The 14,791-nt window shown below is 65.3% G+C and carries 14 protein-coding genes; 6 read left to right on the top strand and 8 right to left on the bottom strand.

Features of this window, described 5'->3' with window-relative positions:
* Positions 1-42: 42 nt before the first annotated feature.
* Positions 43-459, bottom strand: a complete 417-nt coding sequence (locus FHR20_RS20955; protein WP_017980798.1) for a MerR family transcriptional regulator — start codon at positions 457-459, stop codon at positions 43-45.
* A gap of 62 nt (positions 460-521) precedes the next feature.
* On the opposite strand from FHR20_RS20955, the gene FHR20_RS20950 reads away from it, so the two are divergent.
* The 3 genes from FHR20_RS20950 (at position 522) to FHR20_RS20940 (ending at position 2,624) form a co-directional block, all read left to right on the top strand.
* Entirely contained in the window at positions 522-938 is a 417-nt protein-coding gene (locus FHR20_RS20950) for a mercuric transporter MerT family protein (RefSeq protein WP_017980799.1), read from the top strand.
* Positions 938-1,159: a GDCCVxC domain-containing (seleno)protein gene (locus FHR20_RS23095; RefSeq protein ID WP_081609171.1), complete on the top strand. Its 222-nt coding sequence runs from the start codon at positions 938-940 to the stop codon at positions 1,157-1,159. The genes FHR20_RS20950 and FHR20_RS23095 overlap by 1 nt, the downstream gene beginning before the upstream one ends.
* 262 nt (positions 1,160-1,421) lie before the next feature.
* Positions 1,422-2,624, top strand: a complete 1,203-nt coding sequence (locus FHR20_RS20940; protein WP_082795033.1) for an aspartyl protease family protein — start codon at positions 1,422-1,424, stop codon at positions 2,622-2,624.
* Here FHR20_RS20940 and FHR20_RS20935 read toward each other — a convergent pair.
* Positions 2,618-3,034 (bottom strand): MerR family transcriptional regulator, encoded by a 417-nt coding sequence (locus FHR20_RS20935; RefSeq protein WP_004212867.1) that lies wholly within the window; start codon positions 3,032-3,034, stop codon positions 2,618-2,620. The genes FHR20_RS20940 and FHR20_RS20935 overlap by 7 nt on opposite strands.
* Positions 3,035-3,112: 78 nt before the next feature.
* On the opposite strand from FHR20_RS20935, the gene FHR20_RS20930 reads away from it, so the two are divergent.
* The 3 genes from FHR20_RS20930 (at position 3,113) to lspA (ending at position 6,321) form a co-directional block, all read left to right on the top strand.
* Positions 3,113-3,739 carry a cation efflux transmembrane domain-containing protein gene (locus FHR20_RS20930; protein ID WP_004212870.1) on the top strand — a complete coding sequence of 209 codons (627 nt, stop codon included), beginning with the start codon at positions 3,113-3,115 and terminating at the stop codon, positions 3,737-3,739.
* Entirely contained in the window at positions 3,739-5,700 is a 1,962-nt protein-coding gene (locus FHR20_RS20925) for a cytochrome c/FTR1 family iron permease (protein ID WP_151954923.1), read from the top strand. The genes FHR20_RS20930 and FHR20_RS20925 overlap by 1 nt, the downstream gene beginning before the upstream one ends.
* A gap of 96 nt (positions 5,701-5,796) precedes the next feature.
* A complete protein-coding gene (gene lspA, locus FHR20_RS20920) occupies positions 5,797-6,321 on the top strand; it encodes a signal peptidase II (protein WP_064311259.1) in 525 nt (174 codons plus the stop codon).
* A 74-nt stretch (positions 6,322-6,395) separates the two neighbouring features.
* Here the strand turns inward: lspA and FHR20_RS20915 are convergent, their stop codons facing one another.
* The 6 genes from FHR20_RS20915 to FHR20_RS20890 all read right to left on the bottom strand — a co-directional run bounded on the left by FHR20_RS20915 (position 6,396) and on the right by FHR20_RS20890 (position 14,548).
* Positions 6,396-6,977 (bottom strand): class I SAM-dependent methyltransferase, encoded by a 582-nt coding sequence (locus tag FHR20_RS20915; RefSeq protein WP_232318420.1) that lies wholly within the window; start codon positions 6,975-6,977, stop codon positions 6,396-6,398.
* 125 nt (positions 6,978-7,102) lie between these two features.
* Complete coding sequence (locus FHR20_RS20910) at positions 7,103-8,392, bottom strand: sodium:proton exchanger (RefSeq protein WP_198161971.1); 1,290 nt, start codon at positions 8,390-8,392, stop codon at positions 7,103-7,105.
* Positions 8,389-8,736: a DUF190 domain-containing protein gene (locus tag FHR20_RS20905; RefSeq protein WP_064311318.1), complete on the bottom strand. Its 348-nt coding sequence runs from the start codon at positions 8,734-8,736 to the stop codon at positions 8,389-8,391. Before FHR20_RS20905 ends, FHR20_RS20910 begins: the two co-directional genes overlap by 4 nt.
* A gap of 14 nt (positions 8,737-8,750) precedes the next feature.
* On the bottom strand, positions 8,751-12,032 hold the full coding sequence (locus FHR20_RS20900) for an efflux RND transporter permease subunit (RefSeq protein WP_084445250.1): 3,282 nt from the start codon (positions 12,030-12,032) through the stop codon (positions 8,751-8,753).
* 3 nt (positions 12,033-12,035) lie between these two features.
* Entirely contained in the window at positions 12,036-13,208 is a 1,173-nt protein-coding gene (locus tag FHR20_RS20895; RefSeq protein ID WP_064311257.1) for an efflux RND transporter periplasmic adaptor subunit, read from the bottom strand.
* The gene (locus tag FHR20_RS20890) at positions 13,205-14,548 is read right to left on the bottom strand and encodes a TolC family protein (protein ID WP_167301450.1); all 1,344 of its coding nucleotides are present in this window, start codon (positions 14,546-14,548) and stop codon (positions 13,205-13,207) included. Before FHR20_RS20890 ends, FHR20_RS20895 begins: the two co-directional genes overlap by 4 nt.
* Positions 14,549-14,791: the final 243 nt, after the last annotated feature.

Raw genomic sequence — 14,791 nt, 5'->3', positions numbered from 1 at the left:
CGTTATCGACCGTTTGCGCGAGTACGGGGTGCGATGCGACATCTACGCAGTCGAATGTTGGTTCAGCAAGTCGATCACGGCGCACCTCGCCGCCCCGTCGCCTTCGCAACGGTCGATGGTCGCAGCCAGCAGGCTTTCTAGTTGCGCCAGATCCTCCATCTTAGCGCGCACACGCTCTAGATGGTGAGCCGCGATCTCGCGGACCTCACTGCATGACGCCTGCGCAGAACCGCCAAGAGACAGGATCGCGCGCACCTCGGCCGGGGAGAAGCCGAGTTCGCGCGCGCGACGGACGAACCCAAGTGCGCGGACGTGACCGGTCCCATATACCCGCCGCCCGCCGCTTGTGCGGGGTGGCGTTGCGAGAACACCAACGCGCTCGAAGTACCGGATCGTCTCGATATTCACGCCAGTCCGGCGAGACAGCTCGCCGATCGTGATGCTTTCCTCAACGCGCATATATTGCTTGCTCCTGTAGTCACTACAGGATGCATAACGGGCTAACCCGCTAGAGGCGATAGATGAACCAAGAGACCATCCCGCGTGAACCCCTAGGCGCACCAACGTCACGACGTCGCGCCGACACGGGGCTATCCGCCCTCGGCGCGCTTGCGAGCTTAGCCGCTGTTCTAGCTGCGGCGTCATGCTGCGTCCTGCCCCTCGCACTCGCGGCGCTCGGCCTGGGGGCGGGCCTGTCCAGCAACTTCGCCGCGCTGATACCACTACGGTGGCCGCTAACGGCGACCTCCCTCATCGGCTTGGCTGCTGGGTGGTGGGCCTACGCGCAGCGGCGGAGGTCCTGTGCTGGGGACCGGTCCTGCACAATGCCGCTGCCCTCGCGCGCGACACCTATCCTGCTCGCGATTGGAACGGTTCTGACGCTTATCGCGTTCGCCTGGGACCTCCTAGAAGCGCCGCTGATGAACGCGCTTTCCTGATGCAGCTCACCTCAACCCTGACCTGTCCCAAATGCGGCGGGGTGGCCACCGAAAGGATGCCCACCAACGCCTGCCAATTCTTCTATGATTGCCGGCATTGCGCGGTGGTGCTGCGGCCCCTGGCTGGCGACTGCTGCGTGTTCTGCTCATTTGGCGATGTCCCATGCCCTCCGATCCAGGAAGCGAAAGCAAACGGGACTGTGGCGGGCTGCTGCGGGTGAGGCGATAGCTTCACGTTTCTTCGTGAACTGGGGTCCTGCTCGCCAAGGTCGCGCAAGCGAAATTGCCTACTTCGGTCTTATTCGACCGGTTCCTGACCTGCCTCAACTGCTCATTTTCGAGAGGGCATTTGAACAGGATAGCATTTCGGGCGCTTCAAAAACCCTTGCTCCTCCAGTTGCTAGAGCATGTAACCGCAATTTGCTCTCCTGCGGACGGGGGGCTGGAGGTGGCTTTTTGACGGCCCGTGTTGAAGCAATCGGTATGTCTCGACGCTCATTAGTGGCGCGGCTGGTGGCCTGTGGAACCGGCTTGGTGCTCGGTTCTCCAACGCTCGCGCGACAGACTTCCCGGTCTGCGGCCTCGTGGAACTTCGGCGCGGCTCACCTCGAATGGGAGCCGCTGGAAGTCGGCACGGGTGATACCCTCCTTGTTTCGGCACAAGTGCGCGGAGTGCCGGCGCGGGCGGTGCTCGACAGTGGCAGCGGCGCGTCGATCATGAGCACGGCGCTCGCGGCGAAGCTCGGCTTGAACAATGGTGAGCGGCGCATGATTAGCGGGCTGAGCGCCAAGGCCCCGGTGCTGCTGGTCCGCGACATCGACGTACAGCTCGCCCGCGAAACCCGTCGCTTACCCTTTGCCGTTGTTGGTGATCTGAGTTCAGTGTCGGCGGCCTTCGGACGACCGATCGACGTTCTCCTCGGTGCCGATATGTTCACGGGCAGCTGCATCGCGCTCGATTTCGCGAACAGGCGTATGGCGGTCGTCAAGTCAGGCACGTTTCTCGCCGGCCCCGACTGGCGCGCTGTCGCGCTCGGACGCGGTGCCAAGCAGGAGCTGTTCATCCGGGCCTCCGTCGAGGGCCTGTCTCCCGTGCCCTTGATGATCGATCTTGGCAGCTCGGCCGCGCTGATGCTCTCGTCGGCCTATGCCCGCGATCAAGGGCTGTTGAACGGGAAGCTCGTCTCGACCGCGGCGATCGGCGGCGTCGATGGCGTGCGAGTCAACGATGCTTTCACAACCCAGAACATCAACATTGAAGGGCTTGGCGTCTCGAACGTCCCCACACTCGGGATGAGAGCTTGGCTCTCCACCAGCACGGTTGGCAATGTCGGCCTACCGCTGATCGCTCAATTCGACGTGGTGTTCGACGTGACCGCCGGATTCGTGTGGCTCCGGCCACTCGGTCCTCGTCGTCGCCTGCCGATGCTGAAGGACCGTAGCGGCCTTGGCCTCGCAGCCTCACCAACGGCGCTCACCGTCGTTCATGTGGCGGCGAACAGTCCCGCGGAAAAGGCTGGCTGGGCGGTCGGCGACCGGATCGTGGCGGTGAACGGCCATTCGATCGATGCGAACTATACGCGTGGGGAGCTCTGGCAAGTGCGCTCCCGGCCTGCTGGCACCCTCGTAAAGCTGACGATGGCCTCGGGTGATGTGCGCGACCTCAGGCTAGCCGACTATTACTGATCGGCTTGAGGGTGGCCTTTGCCGATCGCCTTCATGATCCGACAATCGGCCATGCGCGCCTTGGTGCAGCTCTGGCTGAGCATTGCCAACTCATCCCGCAACACCGCGAGTTGCGCCAGCCTCTCCTCAACATCCTTGAGGTGCTGAGCAGCGATAGCTGAGGCGGCACCACAATCCTGGTCCGGGTTCTGCGCCAGCCCCATCAACGATCGTATTTCGTCGACCGAAAAGCCGAGCCGGCGACCGTTGCGGATGAAGTGCAAACGCTCGATGTCGCTGGCATCATAGGTTCTACGGCCCGACGCCGTGCGCGGGGCGGAGCGCAGCAACCCGATCGACTCATAAAACCGGATCGTCGTCACTTTTGTCGACGTCTCGCTGGCGAGCTGCCCAATCATCACCGGCTTCATCATGCCATCCTTGCTAATGCGAACGTGTCGCACATTTCGCTTGCTTCTACAGCGACTGGAGGTGGTAAGGAAGGCCGCATGAATGCTTCTACCGAAAGCTGCGGGTGCCACGGGGAGCCCGCGCGCGCGCAAACCGATCCGGCCTATCGCCGTGCGCTGCTGACCGTCGTGGTGCTCAACCTCGGCTTCGGAGTCGCCGAGCTGTTCGGCGGGTTCATCGCCGATAGCCAAGCGCTGAAAGCGGATTCCCTCGATTTTCTCGGGGACGGGTCGATCAGCCTTATCGGTCTTCTCGCGCTTGCCTGGTCCGCACGGGCGAGGGCAAAGGTCGCGCTGACGCAGGGGTTGTTTCTCGGTGCGCTTGGCGTGGGCGTAATCGGTTTCGCGATTTGGCGCGCCCTGAACGCAACCGCGCCGGATGCCGAACTGATGGGCACAATCGGCGTTGTCGCGCTCGCGATCAATGTCGTGTCCGCCTTGGTGCTTGCGCGTTTCCGGGAAGGGGACGCCAATGTTCGCGCGATCTGGCTGTTCAGCCGCAACGACGCGCTCGCCAATGTCGCGGTGATCGCCGCGGCCGGTCTGGTGGCGTGGACAGGAAGCGCCTGGCCGGACCTCGCCGTCGCCGGCCTCATCGCCCTCCTGTTCCTCCACTCCGCTTATGAAATCGTCACTGGCGCTCGGCGCGAACTGGGAGAGCGGTAGTGCGTCTGCTCACCTTGATCCGGGCAATGCTCTCGCTGCGGCTGCTCGCCGCGCTCGCTGCGCTGCTGATCCCTGCTGCGGCATTCGCCGAACCCGGCGACGTGCAAACCGCATGGCGGCTGCTCGACTATATGGCCGTCGATTATGGAGGCGCGGTCGCGAACGGTCGGATCAAGAGCGCGTCGGAATACGCCGAAATGAATGAGTTTGCCGCGTCGGTCTCGACACGGCTTCAAGGCCTGCCGGCGAAGCCGGAGCGCCAAGCCCTCATTCAGCGGGCCGCCAACCTCCAAGCGGTAATCGCGGAAAAGGGATCGACTGAACAGGTGGCAACACTGGCGCACGGGCTCGCGGCCGATCTGCTGCGCGCCTACCCGGTGCCGCTCGCGCCCGATAAGGCTCCGAACCTCGTCTCCGGCCATGCCCTGTTCCAACAATCCTGCGCGTCCTGTCACGGCATGACGGGCAACGGCCGTGGCCCCGACGCCGCCAAGCTCGCGACACCCCCGATCGCCTTTACCGATGCCGAACGTGCGCGCCAGCGCAGCGTCTTCGCGCTCTATCAGGTGGTGACGCAGGGCATCGACGGGACGGCGATGCAGAGCTTCGCCGATCTGCCGAACGATCAGCGCTGGGCGGTAGCATTCCGAGCCGGGAGCTTCGCCTTCACGGACGCGCAGGCGCGCGAAGGCGAGCGGCTGTGGAAATCCGATCCGACCCTTCGCCGTCGCATCCCGGACCTGAAAACCCTGGTCGCACTCACCCCGGCCGCGCTCGGCGCGGCGATCGGCGACGCCAAGGCTGACGCCGTGCTCGCGTTCCTGCGTCGCCACCCTGAACAGGTGATGCAACAGGCTCCCGGCTCGCTCGCGGTCGCCCGCGCCAAACTCGCCGAAAGCGTGGCCGCTGCCCGGCGTGGCGATGCGCGGATGGCAAAAGAGCTGGCGCTGTCAGCCTATCTCGATGGGTTCGAGCCGATCGAACCAACGCTCACCGCGCGCGACGCGACGCTGATGGGCCGAATCGAGGGCGCCATGGGGGAGTTCCGCGCCGCGATCGACCGGGGCGCATCGCCCGATGATCTCGCGGAGAAGGTCACGGTGCTGGGCGGCTTTTTCGATGATGCAGAAGCGGCGCTCGCGCCCGATGCCGCCACCGAGGCGTCCACGTTCCTGGGCGCGTTCACGATCCTGCTGCGTGAAGGGCTCGAAGCCCTGCTCATCGTCGTCGCCATGATCGCATTCCTGCGTAAAGCCGACCGCGGCGAGGCGCTGCGCTACGTTCATGGCGGCTGGGTCAGCGCGATCATCGCGGGCGGAATCACCTGGGCGGTCGCCACCTATGCAATCGGGATCAGCGGCGCGAGCCGGGAGCTGACCGAAGGGTTCGGCTCGCTGTTCGCCGCGGTCGTGCTGCTCTCGGTCGGGATTTGGATGCACGGTAAGGCGCAAGCCGATCAGTGGCAGCGCTATATTCGCGAGAAGATGTCGCGGGCGCTCTCGGGCGGGTCGGGCTGGTTCCTGTTCGGACTCGCCTTCGTGGTCGTTTATCGCGAGGTTTTCGAGACGATCCTGTTCTACGCCGCTCTCTCCGCGCAAGGTGACAACGGGATGCTGCTCGCCGGCGCCGGATCGGCCATTGGACTGCTTGGTGTGATCGCCTGGGCAATGCTCCGCTACAGCCGCAAGCTGCCGATCGCGCAGTTCTTCCGCTATAGCTCCTGGCTCATGGCCGTTCTGACCGTCGTGCTTGCGGGCAAGGGCGTCGCCGCTCTCCAGGAGGCCGGCCTTATCAACATCGCACCGCTCGCGGACGTGCCGCGGCTGTCGATGCTAGGGTTATTCCCCACCTGGCAATCGGTGCTGGCGCAACTCCTGATGGCGGTCGCCATCGCAGTGGGGTTTGCCTGGAATCGGCGCAACCGATCTCGCTCGGGTTCCGGCCCGGCGACGGCTCACTAGGCGAGGCTCGCATTTGCCCCCGCTTCGCTCGCGCACACTGGCCGGCATGTCGCGCATCCGCGACGGGCGCCAGGACCTCGCGGGTACGCAGCGGACATGAAAGCGGGCACGGCCACGCTGCTGATCGCCACGGGGGCCGCGCTAGACCTGGCGACCAAGGCATGGGCGCGGGCTGCGCTCGAACCCTATGGGCCGGCGGGCGATTTCCTGCCCTTCGTCTCGCTGCGCCTGACCTTTAACGAGGGCGTGTCGTTCAGCCTGCTCGCCTCTGATGGCGACGTCGGGCGCGCCCTCCTGATCGGGCTCACGGCAATCCTGACCCTCGGCCTTGTCGCGTGGGCCTACCGCTCGCAGGGCTGGCAGCGCACGGCCTTAGCGGTCGCCGCGGCCGGCGCCGTGGGCAATCTGATCGACCGCGCCGCACGCTGGTCTGTAACCGACTTCCTCGGGCTGCACTTCGGGAGCTGGCACCCCTTCGTTTTCAACCTCGCCGACGTGTGGATTTCGCTCGGGGTCGGGCTACTGCTGCTCGGGCCATACTTACCCGCAAGAGGATCGACGGCAGAAGCGTTTCGCCGGAATGGCGCTGAACGCCCGGCAGCTACGGACGGAGGGCCGTGATGACAGAGAGTTCTCGCGACAGGCGCCCTTGATGGAGGCAACCGTCCGCCCCCGCCTTTTCGGCTGATACCGAGCTAAGGCTTGTGTGCCGAGTAGATAGAAATGGAGCCGGTCGGCGTTGATATCGACTGGCGCTCGATCACGCGATCGAACCCCGCCGCGGCGAACATGCGGGGTAGCACGCCATCAGCGTTCGGCTGGGTGTTCGCGAACCCGTCGAGGCGCTGAATCTGCCGAAACAGAGCCCGCATCGTCCGGCTGCGCTGCTCGCCATAGTCGGCAACGAAACGCGCGCCGCTTGGCCGCAGAACGTCAAATATCGCGTCAAGGATCGCCCGTTTTATGACAAGCGGGCATTGATGGAATATCAATCTCGACACGACCTTATCGACCGGCTCGATCCCGGTCCTCGCCAGCTCGTCACCCATCGCCTCGGTCCATTCGATCGCGGCGCGCGTTTTGGCTGCCTTCGCGTGGGCGATCTTCAACACGGACGGGTCGGGGTCCACCCCGATAACGCGCGCGGCCGGGCATTGCCGCTTCACCATGATTGCGAAGCTGCCCGTCCCGCATCCTACATCTAGAATCGTTTCGCTCGGGCTGGGGGCCGCCAATTGCAGCAGCGCGGTTCGCCATCGGCGCTCGCGCGTCAGCAACGCTATCGCATGATCGTATAGACCGGTCAGCTCGGGGCGGCCCAGCGCGGCACGTAATCGCGATCGAGGACGACGGGGTGCCGCTGTTTCATCCTGCCAACGGTTCCATCGTCATTGCCGAAACATCATGCATTTTCTCCCCGATGCCTTTGAGGTCGAATGGCACCCACGAGTCCCGCCAGATACTTGGCGTTCAAAGCAAAGAGCCCGCCGGCGAGCACGATGTAAAACCAGCCGAGTGCGGTCAAGCTGGCGACAGTGCGTGCCTCATCACCCTGCCAGGCTACAGCGAGCACGACCTGAACGATGAATAGCCCGGCAAGCGCTGCCGCCCCAAGCAAGCTCAGCCCGAGGCGAAGTAGGAGGGCGATGCCGAACAGCGACTGCGCCGCGGTCAGGAAGAACTCCTCATGCTGGCGCGCGTCGAGTGGTAAACTCGAAAGCTGGCCCGCACCTAGACTGACGGCGAGGGGCAACATGCCGACCAGCAAGGTCCACTGGTTGATCTTGTCGGAAATCATCGTCGCTAAGCCCTGTTCGGACCGCCTCGCCAACACGAAGAGAATGGCGACTGTGACCGCGGGGGCTTCGCTGGCGAGCGGCGCGAGCCATTGGATCAGCAGGAACTCGTCGAACCCGAGCTGACGGCCGGAGTCGACCATCGCTTCGGCGAACGGCTCCGCCGACGCGAGGATTACAGCGGCTGCCACCAAGGTCAGTCCGCCCATGACAAGCCATTGGCGCGTCGGAGAGAGCAGGGTGAGCGCAGCCGCAGGACCGGGCTCGTCATCATCGTCGTCGTCGCTGCCCGCGCCTTCACCCTTGTCGCTCGCTCGCCACATATACAGGCCGAACAAAGCAATGAGCAGGACCGTATCGACGATGCTGATTGCGTCCTTCAAGAGGACGCTGAACGCATAAAGGCTGGGCACGAGGAGGAAGAGGATCTCGACCCGGTTGGCGCTAGAAAGCGAAATTGCGCGTTCGCCTGTCTTGCGCCAATGAAGCAGCACCAGAAGCGGCCAGGCGATGCCGACCAGCAGCCGGTTCGCACCGGTCATATTTGCTGCCGCATAGTGGACGTAATTGGACCCTGGATTAGCCCCAGCCGAGTAGGCGTAGTAGAAGTCCACGGCATATTCCGGGAGCACGGTGATCAGCGCCACGATGGCGACGATCAGGCCCGCGGAGATGCGCGACTCCGCGGCTTCCGCTCCCCATGACAGGTAGAAGCCGGCTGCCAGGATGGCAGCGCCGAACAGCATGGCGTCGAGCAGAGGGTTTGGCCGCCACCCCTCGATCCTCAGAATAATGGCTGGGATCATGGCAAGCGCGGTTAGCGCGACCAGCATGACGAAGCGGCGCAACGATGCTGGATGCGCCTCCGAAGGGAAGAGATCGACTTGCCTCATCATCGTTTCGCCCCTCCGTTGTGGTCAGCGTCGGCCGTCGGGGTAATGATCTCGACCGCCTCCAAGGTAATCAGTCCGATCTCCGGAACGTCGGCGAGCTGGGTCGCAAACGAACGCAGCCTAGGGTCTTCGTCGACGATCTCGACGACCACGGCGCGGTCGCTTTCGAGCACATGGCGACGGTGGACGTGCGCCGATCGGCCGAATCCGATGAGCGCCTCCAGGACCGTCACTCCGGCAAGCCCGGCGTCTCGCGCCCGAGAGGCGACAACCTCATAGACCTTGCGATCTCCGACATAGGCGGCCTCGTCGGTGTAGATGCGGAGCAGTCTGGCTTGCTGGTTCATGCTTGGCTCCATTTTCATATCGTGCCCGGTCCAGGGAGCTGGTGCGCTCCCCCGCCGTCGTGCGGTTCGGGATCATGCCGTGCGGGATCACCGCGCTTGCTCGCCCGCTCGCCCCAGCCGAGCACCACCCGCGCAATGGCGGGAAGGACGAGCAGCGTCAGGATGGTGGCGGCGATTAGGCCGCCGATCACCGTCGTCGCCAAAGGCTTTTGCACCTCGGCGCCGGTGCCGTGCGCGAGTGCCATCGGCACGAAGCCGATCGCCGGCACGAACCCGGTCATTACAACCGCGCGCATCTTGTCCGCCATGCCGTTGCGGATCGCCTCGGCGATCGGCGCGCCGTTCTCGATACGCTCCCGGATCGCGGTCATCACGACCAGTCCGTTCAGCACGGCAACGCCGGCAAGGCAGATGAACCCGACCGCGGCCGACACCGAAAAGGCGATGCCGGTCAGCGCGAGCGTGAACACACCGCCCGCCAGCCCTAAGGGCACGGCCAAGAATACCGCCCCGGCGCGCGCGAACCCGCCCAACGCCATGTAAAGCAACCCGAAGATGGCAAGGAAGCACAAGGGCACCACGACCGCGAGCCTGCGGCTCGCATCCTGGAGGCTCTGGAACTGTCCGCCCCATTCAAGATAATAACCGGCAGGCAGCTTCACCCGCGCGATCTTGGCTTGTGCCTCTGTGACGAACGACCCGGCATCGCGACCTAAGAGGTTGACCTGGATGGCGAGGCGACGTTTGCCGTTCTCGCGCCTGATCTCATTCAGCCCCTCGGTGACGCGTATCTGCGCCACCTGGGCAAGCGGCACCTGCTGGCGCGCTTGGCCGGCTTCGCTGGGCAGCAACACCGGTAGCGCCTGAATTTCATCGAGGTTGATTCGTGTAGCCTCGGGCACCCGCACGGTGATGTCGAACCGCCGGTCGCCCTCGTAGAGCAACCCGGATTCGCGACCGCCCAACGCCGCGGAGACGGTATCGGCGACTTCCCTAACCGTCAGGCCGTAGCGCGCGATGGCGGCGCGATCGAGCTTGACGTCGAGCGTGGGCGCACCGCCAACCTGGTCGGCCTTGACGCTGCCCGCTCCGGGGATCGACTGTAGAATGCGGACCATCTCGCCAGCGGTCTGCGCCATCTTGTCGAGATCGTCGCCGTAGAGCTTGATCGCGACGTCTCCGCGCACGCCGGCGATCAGCTCGTTGAAGCGGAGCTGGATCGGCTGGCTCATCTCGTAGAGCTGACCGAGCTGACCCCGAGACGCTTTCTCAATCCGCTCGATCACGTCCGCTTTGGTATGGACGCCTGCCGGCCACTGATCCTGCGGCTTAAGAATTACATACCCGTCCGACATATTCTGCGGCATGGGGTCGGTCGCGACCTCGGCCGTGCCGGTTTTCGAGAACATCAATTCGACCTCGGGCAGCTTGGTGACGGCCGCTTCAACCTCGCGCTGCATCACCAACGACTGTTCCAGGCTGACGGATGGCACGCGTGTGGACGCGAGCGCGATGTTCTTCTCGTCGAGCTGGGGGATGAACTCGCTTCCCAGAAGCCCGAACGCGGGGATCGCCGCCAGAAAGAATGCCAGGCCGCCAAGGATGAACGGCCACGGGCGCGCAATTGCCTTGTCGAGGAGCGGTAGATAGCGTGCCTTGGTCTTGGCGATCAGCCACACTTCCTTCTCGGCGACGCGGCCCCGGATCAGCAGCGCGACCATCGCGGGCACGAAGGTCAGCGCGAGGATGAACGCGGCGACAAGCGCGAGCATGATCGTGATCGCCATCGGCGAGAAGGTCTTGCCCTCAACGCCGGTGAACATGAGCAGCGGCGCGAACGCGAGCAGGATGATTGCCTGCCCGAACACGGTGGGCTTAATCATCTCCTGGGAGGCCCGCATGGTCTCCTCAAGCCGCTCGCGAAGGGTGAGGAGCCGCCCCTCATGCTCCTGCCGGTGCGCGAGCCTCGCCAGGCAGTTTTCGATGATGATGACCGCGCCATCGACGATCAGGCCGAAGTCGAGCGCGCCCAGGCTCATCAGGTTTCCGGGGACGCGAAAGGCGTTCATCCCCATCGCCATCATCAGGAACGAGAACGGGATCACGAGCACCGCGATCAGCGCCGCGCGCCAATTGCCGAGCAACAGAAATAGCGCCGCGGCAACAAGGATCGCGCCCTCGGTCAGGTTACGTTCGACCGTCGCGACCGTGGCACTGACGAGCTTGGCGCGATCGAGCACGATCTCGACTTCGACGCCCGGCGGCAATGTTTTCCCGATCTGATCCAGCTTCGCGGCCACGTCCTGCGCGACGATCCGACTGTTTTGGCCGATCAACATCAAAACGGTGCCGATCACGGCTTCCTTGCCGTTCACGCTGCCCCCGCCGGTGCGAAGATCGCCCCCGCTCTCAACGTTGGCGATCTGTCCCACCGTGATCGGCACGCCGCCTCGGGTGGCAGCGACGGCGTTCTTGATCTCGTCCACCGAGCGCACCCGCGCGTCGAGGCGCACGAGATAGCCTTCACCGCCGCGATTATAGTAGTTAGCGCCTACCGCCAGATTGGCGTTCTCCAGAGCCTCACCAAGCTCGCTGTAGGAGATGCCGTAGGTGGAGAGCTTCACCGGATCGGGTTCGACCACGAACGTCTTGGCATATCCGCCGATCGAGTCGACGCCGGCCACGCCGGGAACAGAACGTAGCTGCGGCCGGACGATCCAGTCCTGCACGGTGCGCAGGTATCCGGCTTGTTCAACCTCGTTGGTCAGCCGCTCGCCTTCCGGCGTCAGATAGCTCCCGTCAGACTGCCAGCCGGGCTGGCCGTTCGCGCTCCTGGCTCCTTTTCCTCCCGGATTGGCGAAGCGGACCGTATACATCACGATTTCGCCGAGCCCGGTGGTCACGGGGCCGATCTGCGGCTGGACACCATCGGGAAGCGTGTCGCGCGCCTGGGTCAGCCGCTCGCCTACCTGCTGCCGCGCGAAATAGAGGTCAGTGCCTTCGGAGAAGATCGCACTGACCTGGCTGAAACCGTTGCGCGAAATCGATCGGGTCGTCTCTAGGCCGGGGATGCCGGCAAGCGCGGTCTCGATCGGATAAGTGACGAGCTTTTCCATTTCGACCGGCGAAAGACGCCGATCGACCGTGTTGATCTGCACCTGGTTGTTGGTGATGTCGGGCACGGCGTCGATCGGCAGCTTGGTGAGCTGCCAAACACCGATGCCGGCGATCCCCAAAATTATGAACAGAACCGCCCAACGCGCGCGGACAGCCAGCGCAATGAGATTGACGATCATCTGTTATTCTTCCTCGCCCGCGCCCTTGCCGAGTTCGGCCTTGAGCAGGAATGCGTTCTTGGTGGCGATGGTCTGACCCGATGCGAGACCGGACACGATCTCGATGCGGCCGGCGCTGCGCTGCCCGGTGGTGACGGGGACGGCTTTGAACCCCTTGGGCGTGCGGACGAACACCACGTCGCGAGCATTGAGCGATTGCACCGCCTCCTCGGGCACCACGATCGCGGTCGATGCACCGCTGCGGCTCGGAAACAGCCGCACGCGCACGGCCAAGCCCGGCTGAAGCCGACCGCCGATCACGTCGAGCACCGCGGTCGCAGCGCGAGTTTCGCCGCTCAAGGTCGGCGTCACGGCGCGAACACGGGCGCTGGTCGTGGATCCGTCTGGCAGGTCGATGATCGCCCTGTCACCAGGCGCGAGCCGCTGCGCGTCCGCAGGTCCAACCGCCGCCTCGATCTGTATCTGACTGGAATCGGCGACGCGGAACAACTCGGTCTCCGGTTGCACGAACGCGCCCAGGCTGACATTTTCCGATGTCACGCGTCCCGCGATTGGAGAGGCGACGACGACGCCGCGCCCGTCGCTGGTGACATTGGCCGCTCCTGCCGCGACGCTCGCACGCCGCGCCTCGGCCGCCGCTGATGCGGCTTCCGCCTGCGCCGTTTCGAGGTCAACACGCGGCGAGACCTTTTGGCCGTAAAGATAGCGTTCGCGCGCAAGGTTGCGTTGGGCAAGAGTCGCTTTCGCCGCGGCCGCTGTCCGGTCGGCCGCGATCTGGGCGGCGTCGCGGCTTTCGACGATCGCCAGCGCCTCGCCGCGTCTGACAGGATCGCCCAATCGTTTGAATACCCGCGTCACCGCGCCCCCCGCGCGCGCCGTCACGATCGCCTCGCCCGTGGGCGACGGTGCGACCGTCGCCTGGGCCACGATCTCGGCCGCCAACCCGCCTGGATTGACGGTTTCGGTGGTGACGCCCGTTCTCTTCATCATCTCGGCGCTCATCGGGAGCGTATCGCTCGGCGCCGCCTCCGCTTCGGCCGCCTCGGACTTGCCACCCTCGGGCGCGGGCGCGGCCGGGGTGTCGGCCGTCCATCGTGCGACGGTGAACCCGCCCGCCGCCGCAACGAGCACCGCCGCTGCCACGCCGCCCAACAAACGCTTGTCAGATAAGATCATCGAATATCTCCGGGGATGGCGAGGCGCGCACTCGAGGGCGTCTGCTCGGCCGATAGGGTGGCTGGCGCGGTGAGCCGCGCCAGGCGGGCCTCCGCGTCGCGGTATGTGGCAAGGGCGTCGATCGCTGCGGCGCGCGTTTCGCGAAGCGTCCGCTCGGCCTCCAAAAGATCGAGTTGGCTGAACTTGCCCGCCGCGTAGCCGAGGCGTGCGATGCGGGCGGCCTCCGCGGCTGCGGTCAGCGCCGGTCCTCCCGCCGTGCGCGCGGTCGTCGCGGCATTGGCAAGCTCGGCCTGCGCGCTCGCGATCGACCGATCGGCCTCTAGCAACGCCACCCGGCGTAGCGCCTCCGCCTGGGTTGCCTGTGCCTGGGCCTGGGCAATGGCCGCGCGACCATTGTTGAACACCGGAAAGGGGACCGACACGCCGAATACCGCCGCCACATCGTTCGTTGCCTCAAGTCGGCGCGCGCTCGCGCTCACCGTCACGTCGGGGATGCGCTGCGCCCGCGCGAGCCGGACCTGGGCGCTCGCGGTGCGCGCGTCAGCATTGGCCGCTGCCAGCGCCAGCGTGCCCTCGGCCGAGATAAGCTGGGTGGGTCCGTAGCCGCCGATCCGCTCGAACCAAGCCGTATCCAGCGGCCCGGTCACGGGCTGGCCGATCAGCCTCGCCAGGTTCGCGCGCGCCACCTCGGCAGTGCGCGCGGCCCGTTCCACCGCGGTCTCCGCGTTGATGCGAAGCACCTCGGCGCGCTGTTGCTCGATCGGCGACGCCGCGCCTGCTGTCACACGCACCCGTGCCGCCCGCGCGCCCTCAGCCGCAAGGCCGGCTTGCTCGCGTGCGACAATCAACCGCCGCTCGGCCGCCGCAGCCTCGATGTAGCTCTGCGTGATTGAGAGTGTGAGGTCGGCGATCGCGATGGCCGCGCCGATCCGCGCCCGGTCGATCTGCGCGTCCGCGACCGCGACTCGCGCCGATCGCTTGCCGCCAAGCTCGATCGGAAGCGCCAAGCCCGCGGTAGTTTCCGCGCTGCGGAGTCCGCGATATTCGCCGCTGCCGGCGACGTTCTCGGTTTCGACGACGATCTCGGGGTTGGGGCGAAGCGCCGCCACGCGGCGACCAGCCGTCGCGGCCTGTACGCCTGCAGTTCCGGCCGCAATCGAAGGAGAAACGGCGCCGCCAAGCGCCAGAGCGCGCTCAAGGGTGAAGGGAGGCTCCGAAGGCACGGCCGATGACGGTGCGGACGTCTGCGCCAGTGATCCCGACACGGGGAATGCGAGGAGCAGAACTGCGACTAGGCTCTTCCTCTTCCAGCTTTTCTGTCGAACTTGGTGCTTGCTCATCCGATTTCCCGCGATTCATGTCGCAGGTTGCGCTCATGCAACCTACAGTCTCTAGAGGAGCAAGCCCTAATTTCGCTGCTGTGCTTTCCCATCTCGAAACTGGGGCGAAGGGCGACGACGACCCGGCGTGCGGTCACGGCCTGCACGCCGGCGATTGCCAATCCTTCATCCTTGAAATCGACTAGGAGCTCACGGCGATCGGTGCAGCGAAACAGATGGCGGCCGGGCACTCGGCTCGCGACG

The sequence above is a fragment of the Sphingomonas leidyi genome (assembly GCF_011761945.1).
Classification (GTDB): Bacteria; Pseudomonadota; Alphaproteobacteria; order Sphingomonadales; family Sphingomonadaceae; genus Sphingomonas; species Sphingomonas leidyi.
This window is presented reverse-complemented; position numbering and strand designations above follow the sequence as displayed.